Source organism: Mesorhizobium sp. M1027, from assembly GCF_040318745.1.
Taxonomy (GTDB): Bacteria; Pseudomonadota; Alphaproteobacteria; order Rhizobiales; family Rhizobiaceae; genus Mesorhizobium.
Map to the genome: position 1 here is coordinate 192,178 of NZ_JAMYMW010000010.1, position 15,291 is coordinate 207,468.

The 15,291-nt window shown below is 63.7% G+C and carries 20 protein-coding genes; 16 read left to right on the forward strand and 4 right to left on the reverse strand.

Going from position 1 to position 15,291, the window contains the following annotated elements; genetic code table 11:
* The first annotated feature begins 24 nt into the window (after positions 1-24).
* From NKH50_RS20670 to NKH50_RS20720, 11 genes are all read left to right on the forward strand, one after another.
* Positions 25-690, forward strand: coding sequence for an amino acid ABC transporter permease (locus tag NKH50_RS20670; protein ID WP_352476157.1), 666 nt, complete (start codon positions 25-27; stop codon positions 688-690).
* Between the two features lies 1 nt (position 691).
* Positions 692-1,342 carry an amino acid ABC transporter permease gene (locus NKH50_RS20675; protein ID WP_254816526.1) on the forward strand — a complete coding sequence of 217 codons (651 nt, stop codon included), beginning with the start codon at positions 692-694 and terminating at the stop codon, positions 1,340-1,342.
* Positions 1,343-1,346: 4 nt separating this feature from the next.
* A complete protein-coding gene (locus NKH50_RS20680; protein ID WP_352489302.1) occupies positions 1,347-2,141 on the forward strand; it encodes an amino acid ABC transporter ATP-binding protein in 795 nt (264 codons plus the stop codon).
* Between the two features lie 34 nt (positions 2,142-2,175).
* Positions 2,176-2,634, forward strand: a complete 459-nt coding sequence (locus tag NKH50_RS20685; RefSeq protein WP_352880734.1) for a RidA family protein — start codon at positions 2,176-2,178, stop codon at positions 2,632-2,634.
* Positions 2,635-2,660: 26 nt separating this feature from the next.
* Positions 2,661-3,866, forward strand: coding sequence for an aminotransferase class V-fold PLP-dependent enzyme (locus tag NKH50_RS20690; RefSeq protein ID WP_352880736.1), 1,206 nt, complete (start codon positions 2,661-2,663; stop codon positions 3,864-3,866).
* 166 nt (positions 3,867-4,032) lie between these two features.
* Positions 4,033-4,980: a metallophosphoesterase family protein gene (locus NKH50_RS20695; protein WP_352504992.1), complete on the forward strand. Its 948-nt coding sequence runs from the start codon at positions 4,033-4,035 to the stop codon at positions 4,978-4,980.
* Positions 4,981-4,991: 11 nt separating this feature from the next.
* Positions 4,992-5,339 carry a cupredoxin domain-containing protein gene (locus NKH50_RS20700; RefSeq protein WP_352821106.1) on the forward strand — a complete coding sequence of 116 codons (348 nt, stop codon included), beginning with the start codon at positions 4,992-4,994 and terminating at the stop codon, positions 5,337-5,339.
* A 25-nt stretch (positions 5,340-5,364) separates the two neighbouring features.
* Entirely contained in the window at positions 5,365-5,925 is a 561-nt protein-coding gene (locus NKH50_RS20705; protein ID WP_352880739.1) for a sigma-70 family RNA polymerase sigma factor, read from the forward strand.
* Positions 5,922-6,755, forward strand: coding sequence for an anti-sigma factor family protein (locus NKH50_RS20710; protein WP_352880741.1), 834 nt, complete (start codon positions 5,922-5,924; stop codon positions 6,753-6,755). The genes NKH50_RS20705 and NKH50_RS20710 overlap by 4 nt, the downstream gene beginning before the upstream one ends.
* 124 nt (positions 6,756-6,879) lie before the next feature.
* On the forward strand, positions 6,880-7,377 hold the full coding sequence (gene purE, locus NKH50_RS20715) for a 5-(carboxyamino)imidazole ribonucleotide mutase (RefSeq protein WP_352504988.1): 498 nt from the start codon (positions 6,880-6,882) through the stop codon (positions 7,375-7,377).
* A complete protein-coding gene (locus NKH50_RS20720; RefSeq protein ID WP_352704289.1) occupies positions 7,374-8,450 on the forward strand; it encodes a 5-(carboxyamino)imidazole ribonucleotide synthase in 1,077 nt (358 codons plus the stop codon). The genes purE and NKH50_RS20720 overlap by 4 nt, the downstream gene beginning before the upstream one ends.
* Before the next feature lie 91 nt (positions 8,451-8,541).
* Here NKH50_RS20720 and NKH50_RS20725 read toward each other — a convergent pair whose 3' ends face one another.
* A complete protein-coding gene (locus tag NKH50_RS20725) occupies positions 8,542-8,964 on the reverse strand; it encodes a lysozyme inhibitor LprI family protein (protein WP_352504986.1) in 423 nt (140 codons plus the stop codon).
* Between the two features lie 235 nt (positions 8,965-9,199).
* On the opposite strand from NKH50_RS20725, the gene ykgO reads away from it, so the two are divergent.
* Both ykgO and NKH50_RS20735 read left to right on the forward strand, forming a co-directional pair.
* The gene (ykgO, locus tag NKH50_RS20730) at positions 9,200-9,325 is read left to right on the forward strand and encodes a type B 50S ribosomal protein L36 (protein WP_006203764.1); all 126 of its coding nucleotides are present in this window, start codon (positions 9,200-9,202) and stop codon (positions 9,323-9,325) included.
* A 94-nt stretch (positions 9,326-9,419) separates the two neighbouring features.
* A complete protein-coding gene (locus NKH50_RS20735) occupies positions 9,420-10,019 on the forward strand; it encodes a tetratricopeptide repeat protein (protein WP_352687263.1) in 600 nt (199 codons plus the stop codon).
* A 116-nt stretch (positions 10,020-10,135) separates the two neighbouring features.
* Here the strand turns inward: NKH50_RS20735 and NKH50_RS20740 are convergent, their stop codons facing one another.
* The 3 genes from NKH50_RS20740 to NKH50_RS20750 form a co-directional block, all read right to left on the reverse strand.
* Positions 10,136-11,218 (reverse strand): NAD(P)H-dependent flavin oxidoreductase, encoded by a 1,083-nt coding sequence (locus NKH50_RS20740; protein ID WP_352880745.1) that lies wholly within the window; start codon positions 11,216-11,218, stop codon positions 10,136-10,138.
* A gap of 218 nt (positions 11,219-11,436) precedes the next feature.
* The gene (gene pyk, locus NKH50_RS20745; protein ID WP_352687257.1) at positions 11,437-12,867 is read right to left on the reverse strand and encodes a pyruvate kinase; all 1,431 of its coding nucleotides are present in this window, start codon (positions 12,865-12,867) and stop codon (positions 11,437-11,439) included.
* Positions 12,864-13,328 (reverse strand): DUF1036 domain-containing protein, encoded by a 465-nt coding sequence (locus tag NKH50_RS20750; protein WP_502894192.1) that lies wholly within the window; start codon positions 13,326-13,328, stop codon positions 12,864-12,866. The genes pyk and NKH50_RS20750 overlap by 4 nt, the downstream gene beginning before the upstream one ends.
* Positions 13,329-13,596: 268 nt before the next feature.
* Between NKH50_RS20750 and NKH50_RS20755 the strand changes: the two genes are divergently transcribed.
* Genes NKH50_RS20755 through NKH50_RS20765 form a run of 3 tightly spaced genes read left to right on the forward strand, consistent with a single transcriptional unit; the run spans position 13,597 to position 15,202 of the window.
* Positions 13,597-14,394 (forward strand): N-formylglutamate amidohydrolase, encoded by a 798-nt coding sequence (locus NKH50_RS20755; RefSeq protein WP_254816514.1) that lies wholly within the window; start codon positions 13,597-13,599, stop codon positions 14,392-14,394.
* Between the two features lie 26 nt (positions 14,395-14,420).
* Complete coding sequence (locus tag NKH50_RS20760) at positions 14,421-14,729, forward strand: DUF1244 domain-containing protein (protein ID WP_254816513.1); 309 nt, start codon at positions 14,421-14,423, stop codon at positions 14,727-14,729.
* An 11-nt stretch (positions 14,730-14,740) separates the two neighbouring features.
* Entirely contained in the window at positions 14,741-15,202 is a 462-nt protein-coding gene (locus NKH50_RS20765; RefSeq protein ID WP_352687254.1) for a cupin domain-containing protein, read from the forward strand.
* Positions 15,203-15,291: the final 89 nt, after the last annotated feature.

Below are 15,291 nucleotides of genomic sequence, written 5' to 3' on the forward strand. Positions count from 1 at the left end.
CACAGCCCTCTATGACGGGGATGCATGGGTTATACCCTCAACTTCAACCTGATCTGGCGGCATTTCGACAAGCTCTGGGGCGGACTGCTGTTAAGCCTCGAACTGGCCGTCATCTCGATCGCTATCGGCATCGTCATCGGGCTCGTTCTGGCGGTCTGGTACGTATCGGCCGGACGTGCGGTGCGGACCATCATCGCGGCCTATGTCGAGTTCATCCGCAACGTGCCGCTGATCCTGCTCGTCTATCTGGTCTTCTACGGCCTGCCGACGGTGGTCGACATTGCCTACAGTGCGCAAACCTCATTTATTGCCACGCTATCGCTCTACAGCGGCGCCTACCTGGTCGAGGTGTTTCGCTCGGGGCTCGAGGCGGTGCCGCGCGGACAGCTCGACGCCGGCAAGGCAATCGGCCTGACGCCATGGCAAAGGCTGCTCCACGTGCGCCTGCCGACGATGCTGCGTATAACCCTGCCGGCGCTTTCCAACACATTCATATCGCTCTTCAAGGACACGTCCGTGGCATCGGTCATCTCGGTACCCGAGCTCACCTACGGCGCCCAGTGGATCAACTTCAACACGTTCCGCATTGTCGAGGTCTATCTGGTGGTGACGGCGATGTACCTGTTGACCGGCTATGCACTGCTTTTCGCGTTGCGGCTGGTCGAGCGCCGGTTCAAGGCGGCGCGCTGAGATGCTGAGCCAGATCATTTACGCCTTGCCGTTCCTCGCCGAAGGCTTTGCCGTGACCTTGTGGGTGTCGCTGCTGGTCGTGGTGTTATCGCTCATCGCCGGCGTGCTGATGGGCGTCGGCCTTGTCTACGGTCCGGCTCCGCTGCGCTGGGCAGTGCGCATCTTCAGCGACACCATACGCGGCATTCCGATCCTGGTGCTGATCTTCTTCGTCTATTACGGCCTGCCCGCGGTGGGGCTGCATCTGGAATCCTTTTGGGCGGCCGTACTCGCCCTCACCCTCTTCAAGACCGCACAAGTGGTCGAATATCTGAGGGGCGCCGTCGGCTCGATTCCCAAGGGTCAGTCCGAGGCGGCGATGGCGATCGGACTGACCTTTCGCCAGCGGCTGGCCTACGTCATTTTTCCGCAGGCGTTCAGGCGCTTCCTGCCACCCTGGATCAACGGCGTGACCGACGCGGTGAAGGGCAGCGCGCTGGTCTCGCTGCTCGGCATCACCGACCTGATGCAGGCGATCAACCAGGTCATCGGCCGCACCTATGAGGCGATGCCGCTCTACATTCTCGGTGCGCTCGTCTACTTCGCCGTCAACTACGCCCTCTCCTTGGCCAGCCGGCGGCTGGAGCAGCGTTTCTCATTCATCCGGGAATAGCAAGATGTCCAATGCCTCGCACCAGAATCCGGCACTTCTCGATGTCTCCGAGGTTTCCAAAGCCTTTGGATCCGTCGAGGTCCTGCGCTCGGTCAGTCTCAAGGTGACACGCGGCGAGGTGGTGACTGTCATCGGCCCTTCCGGCAGCGGCAAGACCACGCTGCTGCGCTGCGTCAACTTCCTGGAGAGCTACGACAGCGGCTCGATCCGTATCGATGGCAAGGAGGTCGGCTATCGCGAGACGGGAACACGCCAGCGACGCAGCGAGCGCGACCTGGCGGCGATGCGAGCCGAGACCGGAATGGTGTTCCAGAGCTTCAATCTGTTTCCGCATTTGACTGCCGCCGGCAACATCATGCTTGGCCTGCGCAAGGTGCGCGGCAAGAGCAATGCCGAGGCCCGCACCATTGCCGAGCACTGGCTCGGCCGGGTCGGCCTCGCCCATAAGGCCGACAGCCTGCCGGCCGAGCTGTCCGGCGGCCAGCAGCAGCGCGTCGGCATCGCCCGCGCCGTGGCGATGGAGCCGAAGATACTGCTTCTCGACGAGATAACTTCGGCGCTCGACCCCGAACTGGTTGGCGAGGTGCTCGAGGTCGTTCGCAGCCTTGCCGAAGACGGCATGACGATGCTGATGGTCACGCATGAGATGGCTTTTGCACGCGATGCATCGAGCCGCATCGTTTTCATGGCGGACGGCGGCGTCAGCGCCGTCGGACCACCCGCCGAGATTCTGGCGGCGGGGTTCGACAATGAACGTCTTCGCAGCTTCCTGGCGCGGTTTCGCGCCTCGCATTTTTGACATCGGACGGCGAAAGCTGTCGCAAGGAGCTTTTATGACGCCTTACATCCGGCTCGCGGAATTGGGCCTGACACTGCCCGAGCCGCCGAAGCCCATCGCCAACTTCGTCACCTATGCCGAGAGCGGACGGCTGATCTTCCTCTCCGGCCAGGGGCCGTTGCGCGCCGCCGGCGCGCTCTACACCGGCAAGGTCGGCGACGACGTCAGCGTTGAAGAGGCCTATGATCATGCCCGTCTGACCGGCCTGAACCTGCTCGCCGTCATGCATGCGGCGGCCGGCGACCTCGGCCGCGTCGTTCGCGTCGTCAAGCTGCTTGGCTTTGTCAATGCGACGCCGACATTCAGCGAGCACCCCAAGGTGGTGAATGGCTGTTCCGATCTTTTCGCCGCCGTCTTTGATAGGATCGGCGGACATGCCCGCTCGGCAATCGGTGTCGGCTCGCTGCCGGGCAACATCACAGTCGAAATCGAGGCGGTCGTCGAGATCGCCTGAAATCGTTCGAAACAGGATCTGCAGAGATGACGACCTATGCCGCTGACCGTTCCAACACGACAATCCGCGAACGGCTTGGCCTTCGCCCGATCATCAACGTTTCCGGTACGATGACGGCGCTCGGCGCTTCGATCATCGTGCCAGAAGCGATTGCCGCAATGTCGGAAATCGCCTCGCAATGGGTCGAGATGGACGATCTGCAGCGCGCCGCAAGTATTGTGATTGCACGCCTGACCGGCGGCGAGGCCGGCTTCATCACCGCGTGCTGCGCCAGCGGCATAACCATGGCGATTGCCGGCGCGATGACCGGAACCAGCCTTCTTGCGATCGAGCGGCTGCCGGACGACATTGAGGGCCTCAAGTCGGAGGTCATCGTCCAGCTCGGTCACATCGTCAATTACGGCGCGCCGATCGACCAGTCGATCCGGTTGGCCGGGGCGAAGACAATACCCGCCGGCACGGTCAGCGTGACGCAGGATTATCATGTGCGCGACGCGATCCGCGACCGCACCGCGGCCGGCCTCTACGTAGTTGCGCATCACACGGTGCAATACGGCATGCTTTCGCTCGAGGAGTTCTGCGAGATCTGCCACGCCAAGGGCGTGCCGGTGATCGTCGACGCCGCCTCCGAATACGACCTGCGCGGCTTTCTCGCACGCGGCGCCGACATCGTCGTCTATAGCGGGCACAAGTTCCTCAGCGGACCGACAAGCGGCATCGTGACGGGGCGCAAGGATCTGGTGCGGGCCGCCTATCTCCAGAATCGTGGCGTTGCGCGGGCGATGAAGGTGGGCAAGGAAAGCATTGCCGGCACCATGGCGGCCCTGGAAGCCTGGGAGCGGCGCGACCATGCCGGCATCCGTCAGCGGGAGGAAGCCGCCCTGCATCTGTGGAAAGACGCATTGCAAGGACTGCCCGGTATCGCCGCGCATATCATTCCCGATCCGACCGCCAATCCGCTCGACCGCCTGCAGGTGTTTGTTACGCCTGAAAGCAGGTTCACCGCCGCCGGCCTTGCCTCGGCGCTGGCGGCGGGCTCGCCCCCCATCATCGTGCGCAACCACGAGGTCGAGCGCGGTCACTTCTTCCTTGATCCGTGCAACCTGCACCCCGGCGAGGCAGAAATCGTCGCCGAGCAGCTTCGCGCCGTGCTGACCGCGAAGGAGCGTCCTGCGGATGCGATGAAACCCGCTCGCAAGCAGTCCGCCGGGGCCTTGCGCTGGCCGGACTAGACATCGCCATAACGTGGTCGAGCCAGTGCCTTCCAGCGCCGGCTTGGCATCGGGCCATTGCGCCATCACGGCACTGTGAATGACTTTTTGGTCGTCGGGCGGAATAAACCACCCCGCCCATTGGTCTCCCAAGCAGACGCCATTTCCGGCGTTGCAGGAGACCGGTATGACCCACCACCACGACAATGAAGCTGACGGCATCAGCCGCCGTCATGCACTGGAATGCATGATCTGGGCCGGCACGGGAGTGCTATGGACGATTTCGGCCGGCGTGCCGGTTTCGCTCAGCCTGCTCGGCGCGGCGCAAGCCGCAGAAGCCTTGGCCACCGGCTTCACTTTCCTCCAGATCTCCGACAGCCACATCGGCTTCGACAAGGCTGCCAACCCGCACGCCATCGACACGCTGAAGGAGGCCATCGGCAAGATCCAGGCGTTGCCGCAAAAGCCCGCTTTCATGATCCACACCGGCGACATCACCCATTTGTCGAAAGTCGCGCAGTTCGACAACGCTGCCCAGATCATCGGCGGCGCAGGCTTCGACGTACATTATGTGCCCGGTGAGCACGACCTGATCGATGACGGCAATGGCCAGGCCTATCTCGACCGCTACGGCAAAGGCACCAAGGGCGCTGGCTGGTATTCGTTCGACCAGAACGGCGTCCATTTCATCGGGCTGGTCAACGTCGTCAACCTGAAGGCTGGAGGGCTGGGCAATCTCGGCGCCGACCAGTTGGCATGGTTGGCCGATGATCTGAAGGCGGTCACCGCCTCGACGCCAATCGTCGTCTTTGCCCACATCCCGCTATGGGCTGTTTATCCCGAATGGGGCTGGGGCACCGACGACGCGGCGCAGGCCTTGGCCCTGCTCAAGCGCTTCGGCTCTGTCACCGTACTCAACGGCCATATCCACCAGATCATGCAGAAGGTCGAAGGCAACGTTACCTTCCATACCGCGCGCTCGACCGCTTTCCCGCAACCGGCGCCGGGCACCGCAGCCTCACCCGGGCCGATGACGGTGCCTGCCGGCCAGTTGCGCAGCCTGCTCGGCACGAGCAGCGTGACGGTCAAGCAAGGCGGGCAGGACCTCGCCATCATCGACAGCACGCTGGCTTGAGGAGAAATGCGATGATCCGCTTCCCATCCCGCGTCTTGGTCGTATCCCCTGTCACGTTCGGTTTGGCGGCGATCCTGATAATGGTTGCCATGCCACTGAACGCAGCAGACCAGCCAATGGTCAAGATCGAGAACTTTGCCTTCACACCGGCGGTGCTGACGATAAAGCAGGGCACTACCGTGACCTTCGAGAATGACGACGACATCCCGCATCTGGTGGTCGCCAACGATGCCTCGTTTCGCTCCAAGGCGCTTGACACCGGTGACACATATGCCTTCACCTTCACCAAAGTGGGCGACTATGCCTATTTCTGCGGGCTTCACCCGCACATGCAGGGCAGGATCACCGTCGCTCCGTGAGGATTTTCGGAAGGTTCTGCCCGGGATGCCGGGCGATGCGACGGTGTTGAACCAAGAGGCCGCGACCGAGCGCTTTCGCGAGGTGGTTCTGCCCCATCTCGCGGATGCGCTTGCGCTTGCCCGCTGGCTGACGGGCAACGCAGCCGATGCGGAGGATGTGGTGCAGGAGGCCTGTTTGAAGGCGCATGCGGGCATCGCCGGCTATGCCGGCGGCAATGCGCGCGCTTGGCTGCTGGCGATCGTGCGCAACGCCTCTTACTCCTGGCTGGCGCGCAACCGGCCGCGCAGTATCGTCGCCGTCGGCGACCTGAGCGACCTCGATGACATGACGGCTGCATATGGCGCCGGCCTGCCGGATACGGATAATCCTGAGGCAAGCCTGATCGCCAAGGCCGACACGGCCGCACTCGAGGCGGCGATCGCCGCGCTGCCGCACCAATTTCGCGAGACTGTGGTGCTGCGCGACGTCAACGGCCTCAGCTATCGCGAGATCGCGACGCTGCTTGGCGTGCCGCTAGGCACGGTGATGTCGCGGCTGGCGAGGGCGCGCGGTCTGCTGATATCCCAACTTGGGAGGGCGCCATGAGCGCGCACAACGATGGACTGCCCGATGACCCGGCGGGCGTGGCGCTGATGATCCACGCCTTGGTCGATGGCGAGCTCGACGCAGCAGCAGCATTGGCTGTCGAGCGACGCATCGCCGCCGACCCGGCGCTCGCCGCCGAGCATGCCCGCATCGTTGCGCTGCAGACGGTCGTCAGCGGGCTGCCGAGGCTCGATGTCCGTGAGGATTTCAAGGCTCGCATCGCTGCAATCGGGACAGCCGGTACGGAGAAAGTGCTGCCGGCGCCGGCGCCCGCCGCTCGAGTGCCGCCGGCACACAGAGCCGTGCACCGATTTGGCGCGTTCGACTGGCGCGCGCTGGCGGCGTCGATCGTCGTTACCGCCGTGCTGGCCAGCGGCGCGACGCAGTGGATGATGCTGAGCAGGGCGCCCGACAGCTTTGCCGCCGCGGTCGCCAACGGCCACCGCCGCAGCCTGCTGTCAGCCAGCCCGGTGGACGTCGTCTCGTCGGACCGGCACACGGTCAAACCCTGGCTGGATGGCAGGGTCGGCCTGTCGCCGCCGGCACCTGACCTTGCCAGTGACGGCTTCGCGTTGCTCGGCGGCCGAGTCGAGGTGATCGCCGACCAGCCAGTGCCGGCACTGGTCTACAGGCACCGCGAGCACCTGATCACTCTCGTCGCCGCGCCCGAGGAAACCGGCTCGACAGCCGGACCGGTCGATCTTTCTGCTGGTGGCTTCTCGCTGGTCCACTGGAGCGACAGCGCCTTTTCCTACTGGGCGATTTCCGATACCGAACGGCCTGAACTTGACGACTTCGTCAACCGCTTCCGAGCAGCGGCCGCCCGATGACAGACCGCCCAAGTCCATGTGCGTAGCCACGCAGACGGCACAAGCGGCTTTGCCGTTTCCGGCCATCCTTGCGGCTCCCCTCGATTTCCGCTAATGCGCGCCTTTGCCGCCGGAGAGCAGAAGCTTGGACGATCACCGCGCCGACGTCGCCATCATCATGGGCAGCCAGTCCGACTGGGCGACGATGCGCCACGCCGCCGAAACGCTTGAGGCGCTTGGCATTTCGCACAAGCGGCTGATTGTCTCGGCCCACCGCACGCCCGACCGGCTCTATGAGTTCGCCAAGGGCGCCAAGGCGGCCGGCTACAAGGTGATCATCGCCGGTGCCGGGGGTGCGGCGCATCTGCCCGGCATGACGGCGGCGATGACGCCGCTGCCGGTGCTCGGCGTGCCGGTGGAATCAAAGACGCTGTCGGGCCAGGATTCGCTGCTATCAATCGTGCAGATGCCGGCCGGCATTCCGGTCGGCACTTTGGCCATCGGCAAGGCCGGCGCTGCCAACGCTGCCCTTCTCGCCGCCGCGGTGCTGGCGCTGAGCGACGAAAAGCTCGCCGCCCGGCTGGATAGCTGGCGCGCCGCGCAGACCGCCAAGGTGGCCGCCGAGCCCACGGACGCGCCGTGAGCCTGCCGGCGGGATCGAGCATCGGCATCATCGGCGGCGGCCAGCTGGGCCGCATGCTGGCGATGGCCGCGGCCCGCCTCGGCTATCGCATCGTCGTGCTGGAGCCGCAGCCGGATTGCCCGGCGGCACAGGTCGCCAACCGGCAGATCGTCGCCGCCTACGACGACGCGGCCGCGCTTGGCGAGCTGGCTGCGGCCAGTGCCGTCGTTACTTATGAATTCGAGAACGTTCCGGTCGCGGCTGCCGCGGCACTTGCCTCTACGGTGCCGGTCTATCCGCCGGCACGCGCACTGGAAGTGGCGCAGGACCGGCTGGCGGAAAAGAAATTCCTCAATGGTATCGGCATACCGACCGCGGATTTCAGTCCCGTCGACAATGACGAGGAACTGACGGCTGCGCTGAAACAGTTCAACGGCAGCGGCATATTGAAGACGCGCCGCATGGGCTATGACGGCAAGGGCCAGCGTGTCTTCCGCAACATGGAAACAGGCGGCTTTGCCGGCACTTGCGAGGCGATGGGCAACGTGCCGTTGATCCTGGAATCCTTCGTCACCTTCGAGCGCGAGGTTTCGGTGATCGCCGCGCGCGGCAGCGACGGCTCGCTCGCCGCCTACGATCCAGCGTGGAATGTCCATCGCAACGGTATTCTGCACAGCTCGACGCTGCCGGCCGGAGTAGAATCCGAGACGGCGGCTGCGGCTCAAACGGCGGCGGCGGAGATCCTTGCAGCGCTCGACTATGTCGGCGTCATCGGCGTCGAATTCTTTGTCCTTGCCGACGGTTCGCTGTTGGTCAACGAGATAGCGCCGCGCGTCCACAATTCCGGTCACTGGACGGAGGCCGCCTGCACCATCTCGCAATTCGAGCAGCACATCCGCGCCGTCGCCGGCCTGCCGCTGGGAAGTCCCGCCCGGCAGTTCGACTGCGTCATGGAAAACCTGATCGGCGACGACATCCGGCGCGTTCCTGAGCTGCTCGCCGAGCCCGATCTGATGCTGCACCTCTATGGCAAGGCCGAGGCGCGGCCCGGCCGCAAGATGGGCCATTTTACGCGCGTGAGCCGCCGCAGCTAGAGCATGATCCCGAACCGAAGGTCCGCGCTAGCGAAAAGTGGAATCCGGTTTCGGAAAAGATCATGCTCAAACACAAAGTTAGAACCTACGCTTACTGGATGTCGCCGCTCTCGTCCTCGTCGGGGCTGGCGCAGCTCACATCGCCTTCTGCGCAGGTCGAATCGGCGGTGAGCTGCTTAGTGCGATCGTCGGTCAGCCGCGTCAGGCATTCCGATATCAGCATCGGATAGATCGAGCCGCCTTCGCTGTCCGCGGCGGAATAGCTGCATTCCGCGTCGCGAAAAGCGATCCAGGCGCGCTGCGCCGTCTGCAACAGCTTCCTGGCTTTTGCGTCACTTCCGCCGATGAGATCCTGGTAGGCCTTGTTGAGCTTGGCGTCGGCGGATTTGTAGTCCGCGTCGGCGCAGATGTTCATCATCTGCTGGCTGTCGTCGTTGCGGTCGCATTCCTGCGCATGGGCAACAGAGCCTGCCGCGAGGACGACAAGACAGGCGGACACAAGAATTCGGCGCATGACGATCTCCAATTCGCAACCGCATCATTCCAGCCGTCGCAAGCCTGCGCAATGCCGCAAGGCGCCAGTGGCGGATATTTGATGATACGAAACGGTCCGTATCGTTTAGGCAACGCGCTTGCGGTTGACACGGGCAACGCTCCTCGTCTATGAGCCACGCACAGTTCAAAGGCGCGTCTGTGGGCGCGCCTTAATAATTCGGCCCGTGACCGGGCCCAGACCGACGGGCAAGACCATGAAAATCAAGAATTCGCTCAAGGCGTTGAAGGCGCGTCACCGCGACAACCAGCTGGTTCGTCGCAAGGGCCGCATCTACATCATCAACAAGACCGCGCCGCGCTACAAGGCGCGCCAGGGTTGAGTTTTCGACGGAGGCTGCGCGCCTCCGTTCGCATGATACGACACTCACGCTAAATTCAGTTTGACGATCCGGCGTCGGGGGCTAGATTCCCGCGATGCGGATTCTTTTTGCATTTTTCACGGCTTTCCTCGTTTCCGGCGCTGTCTCGCTGCCGGCGTGGGCTGAAGATCCGACCACAACTCCGCCGACAGCACCTCCGGTCGTCAAGACGAAACAGGCGCGGCTCGATCAGCTGTTTGCCGATCTCAAGCGCGAACGCAATGAAAAGGCGGCCGAGCGCATCGCCGGACGGATCGGCAGCGAGTGGTCCCAGTCGGGCAGCGCCTCTATCGACCTGATGATGCAATGGTCGCAGAAGGCAATCGAAAATCAGAAATTCGATGTCGCGCTCGATTTTCTCGATCAGGCGGTGACTTTGCAGCCGACCTATGCGGAAGGCTGGAACCGGCGCGCCACTGTTCATTTCATGATGAAGAACTACGGGAAGTCGATGGCGGACATCGACCGCACCCTGCAGCTCGAACCACGCCATTTCGGCGCGCTTTCGGGCCTGGCTCAGATCATGGCCGAAACCGGCCACAAGCAGTCGGCACTTGAAGCCTGGCAGCGCGTTCTCGGCATCTACCCGATGATGCGCAGCGCCCAGGACCAGGTCGCCGCACTTTCCGAGGAGCTTGCCGGCGAAGGCATTTGAAGCCAGTAGGGCAATAGGGGAGTAAGGCAGTATGTGAGGTGTAGATTGCACTGCGGAACGCATGCCCCCTACTCCCCTACTCCCCTACTCCCCTACTCCCCTACTCCCCTACTCCCCTACTCCCCTACTCCCCTATAGGCCCGATCTACGCCGCTTGCTTCCGTGACGAGTTTCTCCACAAGCGCGGCGGCCGGCATCTGCCGCAGCTTCGCAACGCCCTGCCCGGCCCAAATGGGCAAGAAGTCAGCCCGCTTGCTTTCATCCTTCGCCATCGAAAGCGGCATGACCAGACTCGCCTGTAGCGGAAACGCCAGCGCAGCATCTTCCTCACCAGCCATTTCCATCACAAACCGGTTGCGCACCACGCGCGCTGGGCGGCCAGTGAAGCAGCGAGTCACCGACGTGCTCTCGTCGTTGGCCGAGCGCAATGCTGCGCGATAGACTGGCTGCACATTGGCTTCAGGACAGGCCAGGAAAGCCGTGCCGATCTGCACACCAGATGCACCAAGTGCAAAGCTGGCGGCAATGCCGCGACCGTCGAAGATACCGCCGGCGGCAATTACAGGCACCCGCACGGCATCAACAATCTGCGGTACGAGGGCCATGGTGCCGGCTGTGCCGATAGCAGGGTCGCCAGTGAATGTGCCGCGATGCCCACCGGCCTCGTATCCCTGGGCGATAATGGCGTCCACCCCTCCTGCCTCAAGCTGGCGCGCTTCCGAGACGGTGGTAGCCGAACACAAGACAGTACAGCCGGCCGCTTTCAACTGCTGCACAATTGCGGTGTCGGGTAGGCCGAAGTGGAAGCTGACCACCTTCGGGCGCAGCTCGAGCACAATTTCGAGACGCTCACGATCGAAGGTGGGGAAGGGCTCGCCCGGCTCGGGCACCGGTCCGAGGCCGACCTCCTCATAGCAGCCGCGAAGGCGGTCTCGCATGCTTTGGGCTGCCGCATCATCGCGTGCCGGCGGCGGGTGCGCAAAGAAGTTGACGTTGATCGGACAATTGGTGGCGTGCTGCGTCGCCGTGAGTTGCTCGCGGATAGCCGCCGCAGGCAGAATGCCGCATCCGAGCGAGCCAAGCGCCCCGGCATTGCTGACTGCCGCCGCCAGTTCCGGCGTGGTGATGCCGCTCATCGGCGCCTGGATTATCGGGTGCTCAATGCCGAGGAGTTCCAGAAGATCAGTGCGCATCCACATTGGATCACCCTCCTCTTTCTCCCAGGAGAGATTTTACCCTAACTGACCTCCAGCTCAAGTCGGATGGGGCCTCCGAACCGGCTCGCGGCCGGCCACAGGCTGATGCACGCGGGCGGGAGTTCGGCGTCGACCCTGATCTACCTGCCGTCGATGCGCCGGGCTGGCGCCGCGTTTACGACGCGCCATGCAGCCGGCCCATCCGGCAGCCGCCGCCGACATTAGCGGCCGACTTCCGATCCGACATAGGCGATGCGCAGCATGTTGGTCGAGCCGGGCGTCCTCAGCGGAACGCCGGCCGTGATGATGACGCGGTCGCCGGGCTTGCCGAATCCTTCGTCCAAAGCGATGCGGCAGGCGCGATCGACCATGTCGTCGAGGTCGATGGCATCGGGAGAAACGACGCAATGCGTGCCCCACAACAGCGACAGTCGCCGCGCCGTGTTGAGGATCGGCGACAGCGCCACGATCGGCACTTGCGGCCGCTCGCGCGCGGCGCGCAGGCCGGTTGTACCCGAGGCCGTGTAGGTGATGATGGCCGACAGCTTCAGCGTCTCGGCGATCTCGCGGGCAGCAAGCGAAATGGCGTCGGCGCCGGTCGCTTCCGGTTCCGAGCGCTGCGCGTTGATGATGCCGGCGTAGGTCGGGTCGGTTTCGACCTTGGTGGCGATCCGGTTCATCATCGCCACCGCCTCGACCGGGTAGGCGCCGGCGGCGGACTCCGCCGAAAGCATGATCGCGTCGGCGCCTTCAAACACGGCGATCGAGACGTCCGAGACTTCGGCGCGGGTCGGCACCGGCGCGGTGATCATCGATTCCAGCATCTGCGTGGCAACCACCACAGGCTTGCCGGCGCGGCGGGCGGCGCGGGTGATCTGCTTCTGAATACCAGGCACGGCTTCGAGCGGCATCTCGACGCCGAGATCGCCGCGGGCGACCATCAGCGCATCCGAAAGCTCGATGATCTCGGCCAGCCGGGCGACGGCCTGCGGCTTTTCGATCTTGGCCATGATCAGCGCCCGGCCGCGCGCGATCTTGCGCGCTTCGGCCAGGTCCTCGGGCCGCTGCACGAAGGACAGCGCCACCCAGTCGACGCCGGTCGCCAGAACCGCGTCAAGATCCCGGCGGTCCTTTTCCGTCAGCGCGCCGACCGGCAGGTCGGTGTCGGGCAGGCTGACGCCCTTCTTGTCGGAAATGGTGGTGCCGGCGACGACGGTGCAGACGATCGCCTTGCCGTTGCTGCTGACCGCCTTGAGCTCGAGCTTGCCGTCGTCGATCAGCAGGCGATGACCGGCCTCGACCGAACGCAGGATTTCGGGATGCGGCAGGTAGACCCTCTTCGAATTGCCGGGCTCGGGATTGTCGTCGAGCGTGAAGGTCTGGCCGACGGTCAGCACTTCTTTGCCGTTGGCGAACTTACCGACGCGCAGCTTTGGCCCTTGCAGGTCGGCGAGAACGCCGATCGGCCGGCCGACCGCCTCCTCGACGGCACGAATGCGGCCGACAAGCGTCCGCATCAATTCATGGTCGGTGTGGCTCATATTGATCCGGAACACGTCGGCGCCGGCTTCGAACAGCTTCTTCAGCATCTCCTCGGACGAGGAGGCCGGACCGATGGTGGCGAGGATCTTGACCTTGCGGCTGCGTCTCATTGACTGTTTGTTCCCGGGGCGGCTGCAGCGCCATCCGTTGCGGGCTCGTCAGTCAGCTGGACCATCCAGCTTGCCTGCTCGCCCGTGTCATATTCCTGAAATCCGGCGCGCTGAAAGCCCCGGGCGACGCAGTCGGTAACGCCGGCAATCTTAAACTCTTTTTCGGCCACGCACATGTTGATCGGGCCATCCCAGCGTCCGCCGCGCTCGGCGTCTTCTGCATAAAGATAGTAAAACCTTGATGACAACGGTCCCTCGATCAGCGTCTTGCAGCTCGATCCTTCGATGTGCCACCAGCCTTCGGTGATCCAGCCGGCCTTGGCGCGATAGCCGATGCCGACGCCTACCAGGTTCTGCGTGGCGTTGCAGACCCGGAAATCGGCCCGTGCCGGCGAGGCCGTGATCACCGCGAAAAGGCCCATTGCCGGTATCAGGAGCGGCATGGCCAAGGCATGGCGCACACGCAGCCTGCCGGCGAAACCCATCCTGAAACCCCTCAAGAACCACATTTGCATCTCTCAACGCCCCTTTTCGGAAAAGTCCGTACGCATGTCAACGCGCCGATCTGTCCAATTCCAATCGATTTAGAAGGCTCCGGCGCGCTTGCGGTCGCCCCTGCTCAGTTTTTTGGCAGAAACCGTGGCCAAACAACGGCATTGCGCAAGCGTTCTCTTCGTGGAATGACGATACCACCCTCCCAGGAAGCCCGCGAACAGACCTTTCCCGCCGATGACCCGATCCACAGTTTTCGCGCCTTTCGACATCGTCGAAGGCGACCGCAAGCGCGGCATGGTGCTTTTGGCCGATCACGCTCGCCGCGACCTGCCGGAGGAGTATGGCAGCCTTGGCCTGCCAGCGGCGGAGTTCGACCGCCACATCGCCTACGACATCGGCGTCGAGACTGTAACCCGCGAACTCGCAAGTCTGCTCGGCGTTCCGGCGGTGCTTGCCAATTTTTCACGGCTGCTGATCGATCCCAATCGCGGCGAGGACGATCCAACGCTGATTCGCCAGCTCTATGACGGCACCATCATCCCGGGAAATTATCCCATGGCGCCGGAGGAACGCGAAAGACGTCTGGACCGCTTTTACCGCCCCTATCATGATGCCGTCGGCGCCATGATCGCCTCGGTGGCGCAAGCGTCCGCGCAGGCACCTTTCATCTTTTCGGTGCATTCCTTCACGCCGACCATGCAGGGCTTCGTGCGGCCGTGGCACGTCGGCATATTATGGGATCTCGACGATCGCGTTGCGCGGCCGCTGATCGACATGCTCGCCAAGGACAAGAGCCTCATCGTCGGCGACAACGAACCCTATGACGGCGCACTGCGCGGCGACACCATGTTCAGGCACGCCATCGTCAACGGATTTGCCCATGCGCTGCTCGAGATCCGCCAGGACCTGATCGCCGACCTTAAGGGTGCCCTCGACTGGGCCGAACGGCTGGCGCCGATCGTTGACGCGATCGATCGACGTGCCGATATACATGCGGTGAAAATATTCGGCTCGCGCACCGGACCGGTGTGACGGAAGGCCCAAGGGACGCCAAAGACATGACCGAACTCAGCGACGAACAAAAGCGCGATTTCGAAGCCGCTGCCTTCCGCCGGCTGGTCGCGCATCTGCGCGAGCGTTCCGACGTGCAGAACATCGACCTGATGAACCTCGCCGGCTTCTGCCGCAACTGCCTGTCCAACTGGTACCGCGATGCGGCGCAGGCCGAGGGTGTCGAACTCAGCAAGGAACAGTCGCGCGAGATCATCTACGGCATGCCCTATGCCGAGTGGCAGGCACTGAACCAGATCGAAGCCTCCGATGCCAAGAAGGCCGAGTTCGAGGCAAGGCGCCCCAGGGATCACTAGGGGAGGAAGCCGTGCCTAAAATTGACGTTGCCGACGTGCCCGGACGCAAGGGCTCATCCTATCCACCGCCGTTCGATGCACCCTGTGCCGAACGCGTGCGGCAGCAGCTGGGCAACGCAGGCGGGCTCACCGACTTCGGCATCAATCTCATGCGCCTGCCGCCGGGCAACTGGTCGAGCCAGCGCCACTGGCATTCGCACGAAGAGGAATTCGTCTACGTGCTTGAAGGCGAGCTGACGCTCGTCGAAGATGCCGGCGAGACGGTGCTGCGCGCTGGTGACTGCGCGGCCTTTCCGAAAGGATCAGGCAACGGCCATCACATGATCAATAAATCGGGCGCGATGGCGATCTATCTCGAAGTCGGTTCGCGCTGGCCCGATGACGTCGCCACCTGCTCCGACATCGACATGATGAGCACCAACGCTGATGGCCGGTTTGTGCACAAGGATGGCGCGCCTTATCCCGAGCCGTAAGGATTTCGGAGTGGACCGCCGAGATGGTTGGCCGACGCGAGAGGACGTAGCGTCTGGTCCAAGCACTTTCGGCAAAGAGCGCTTGACTG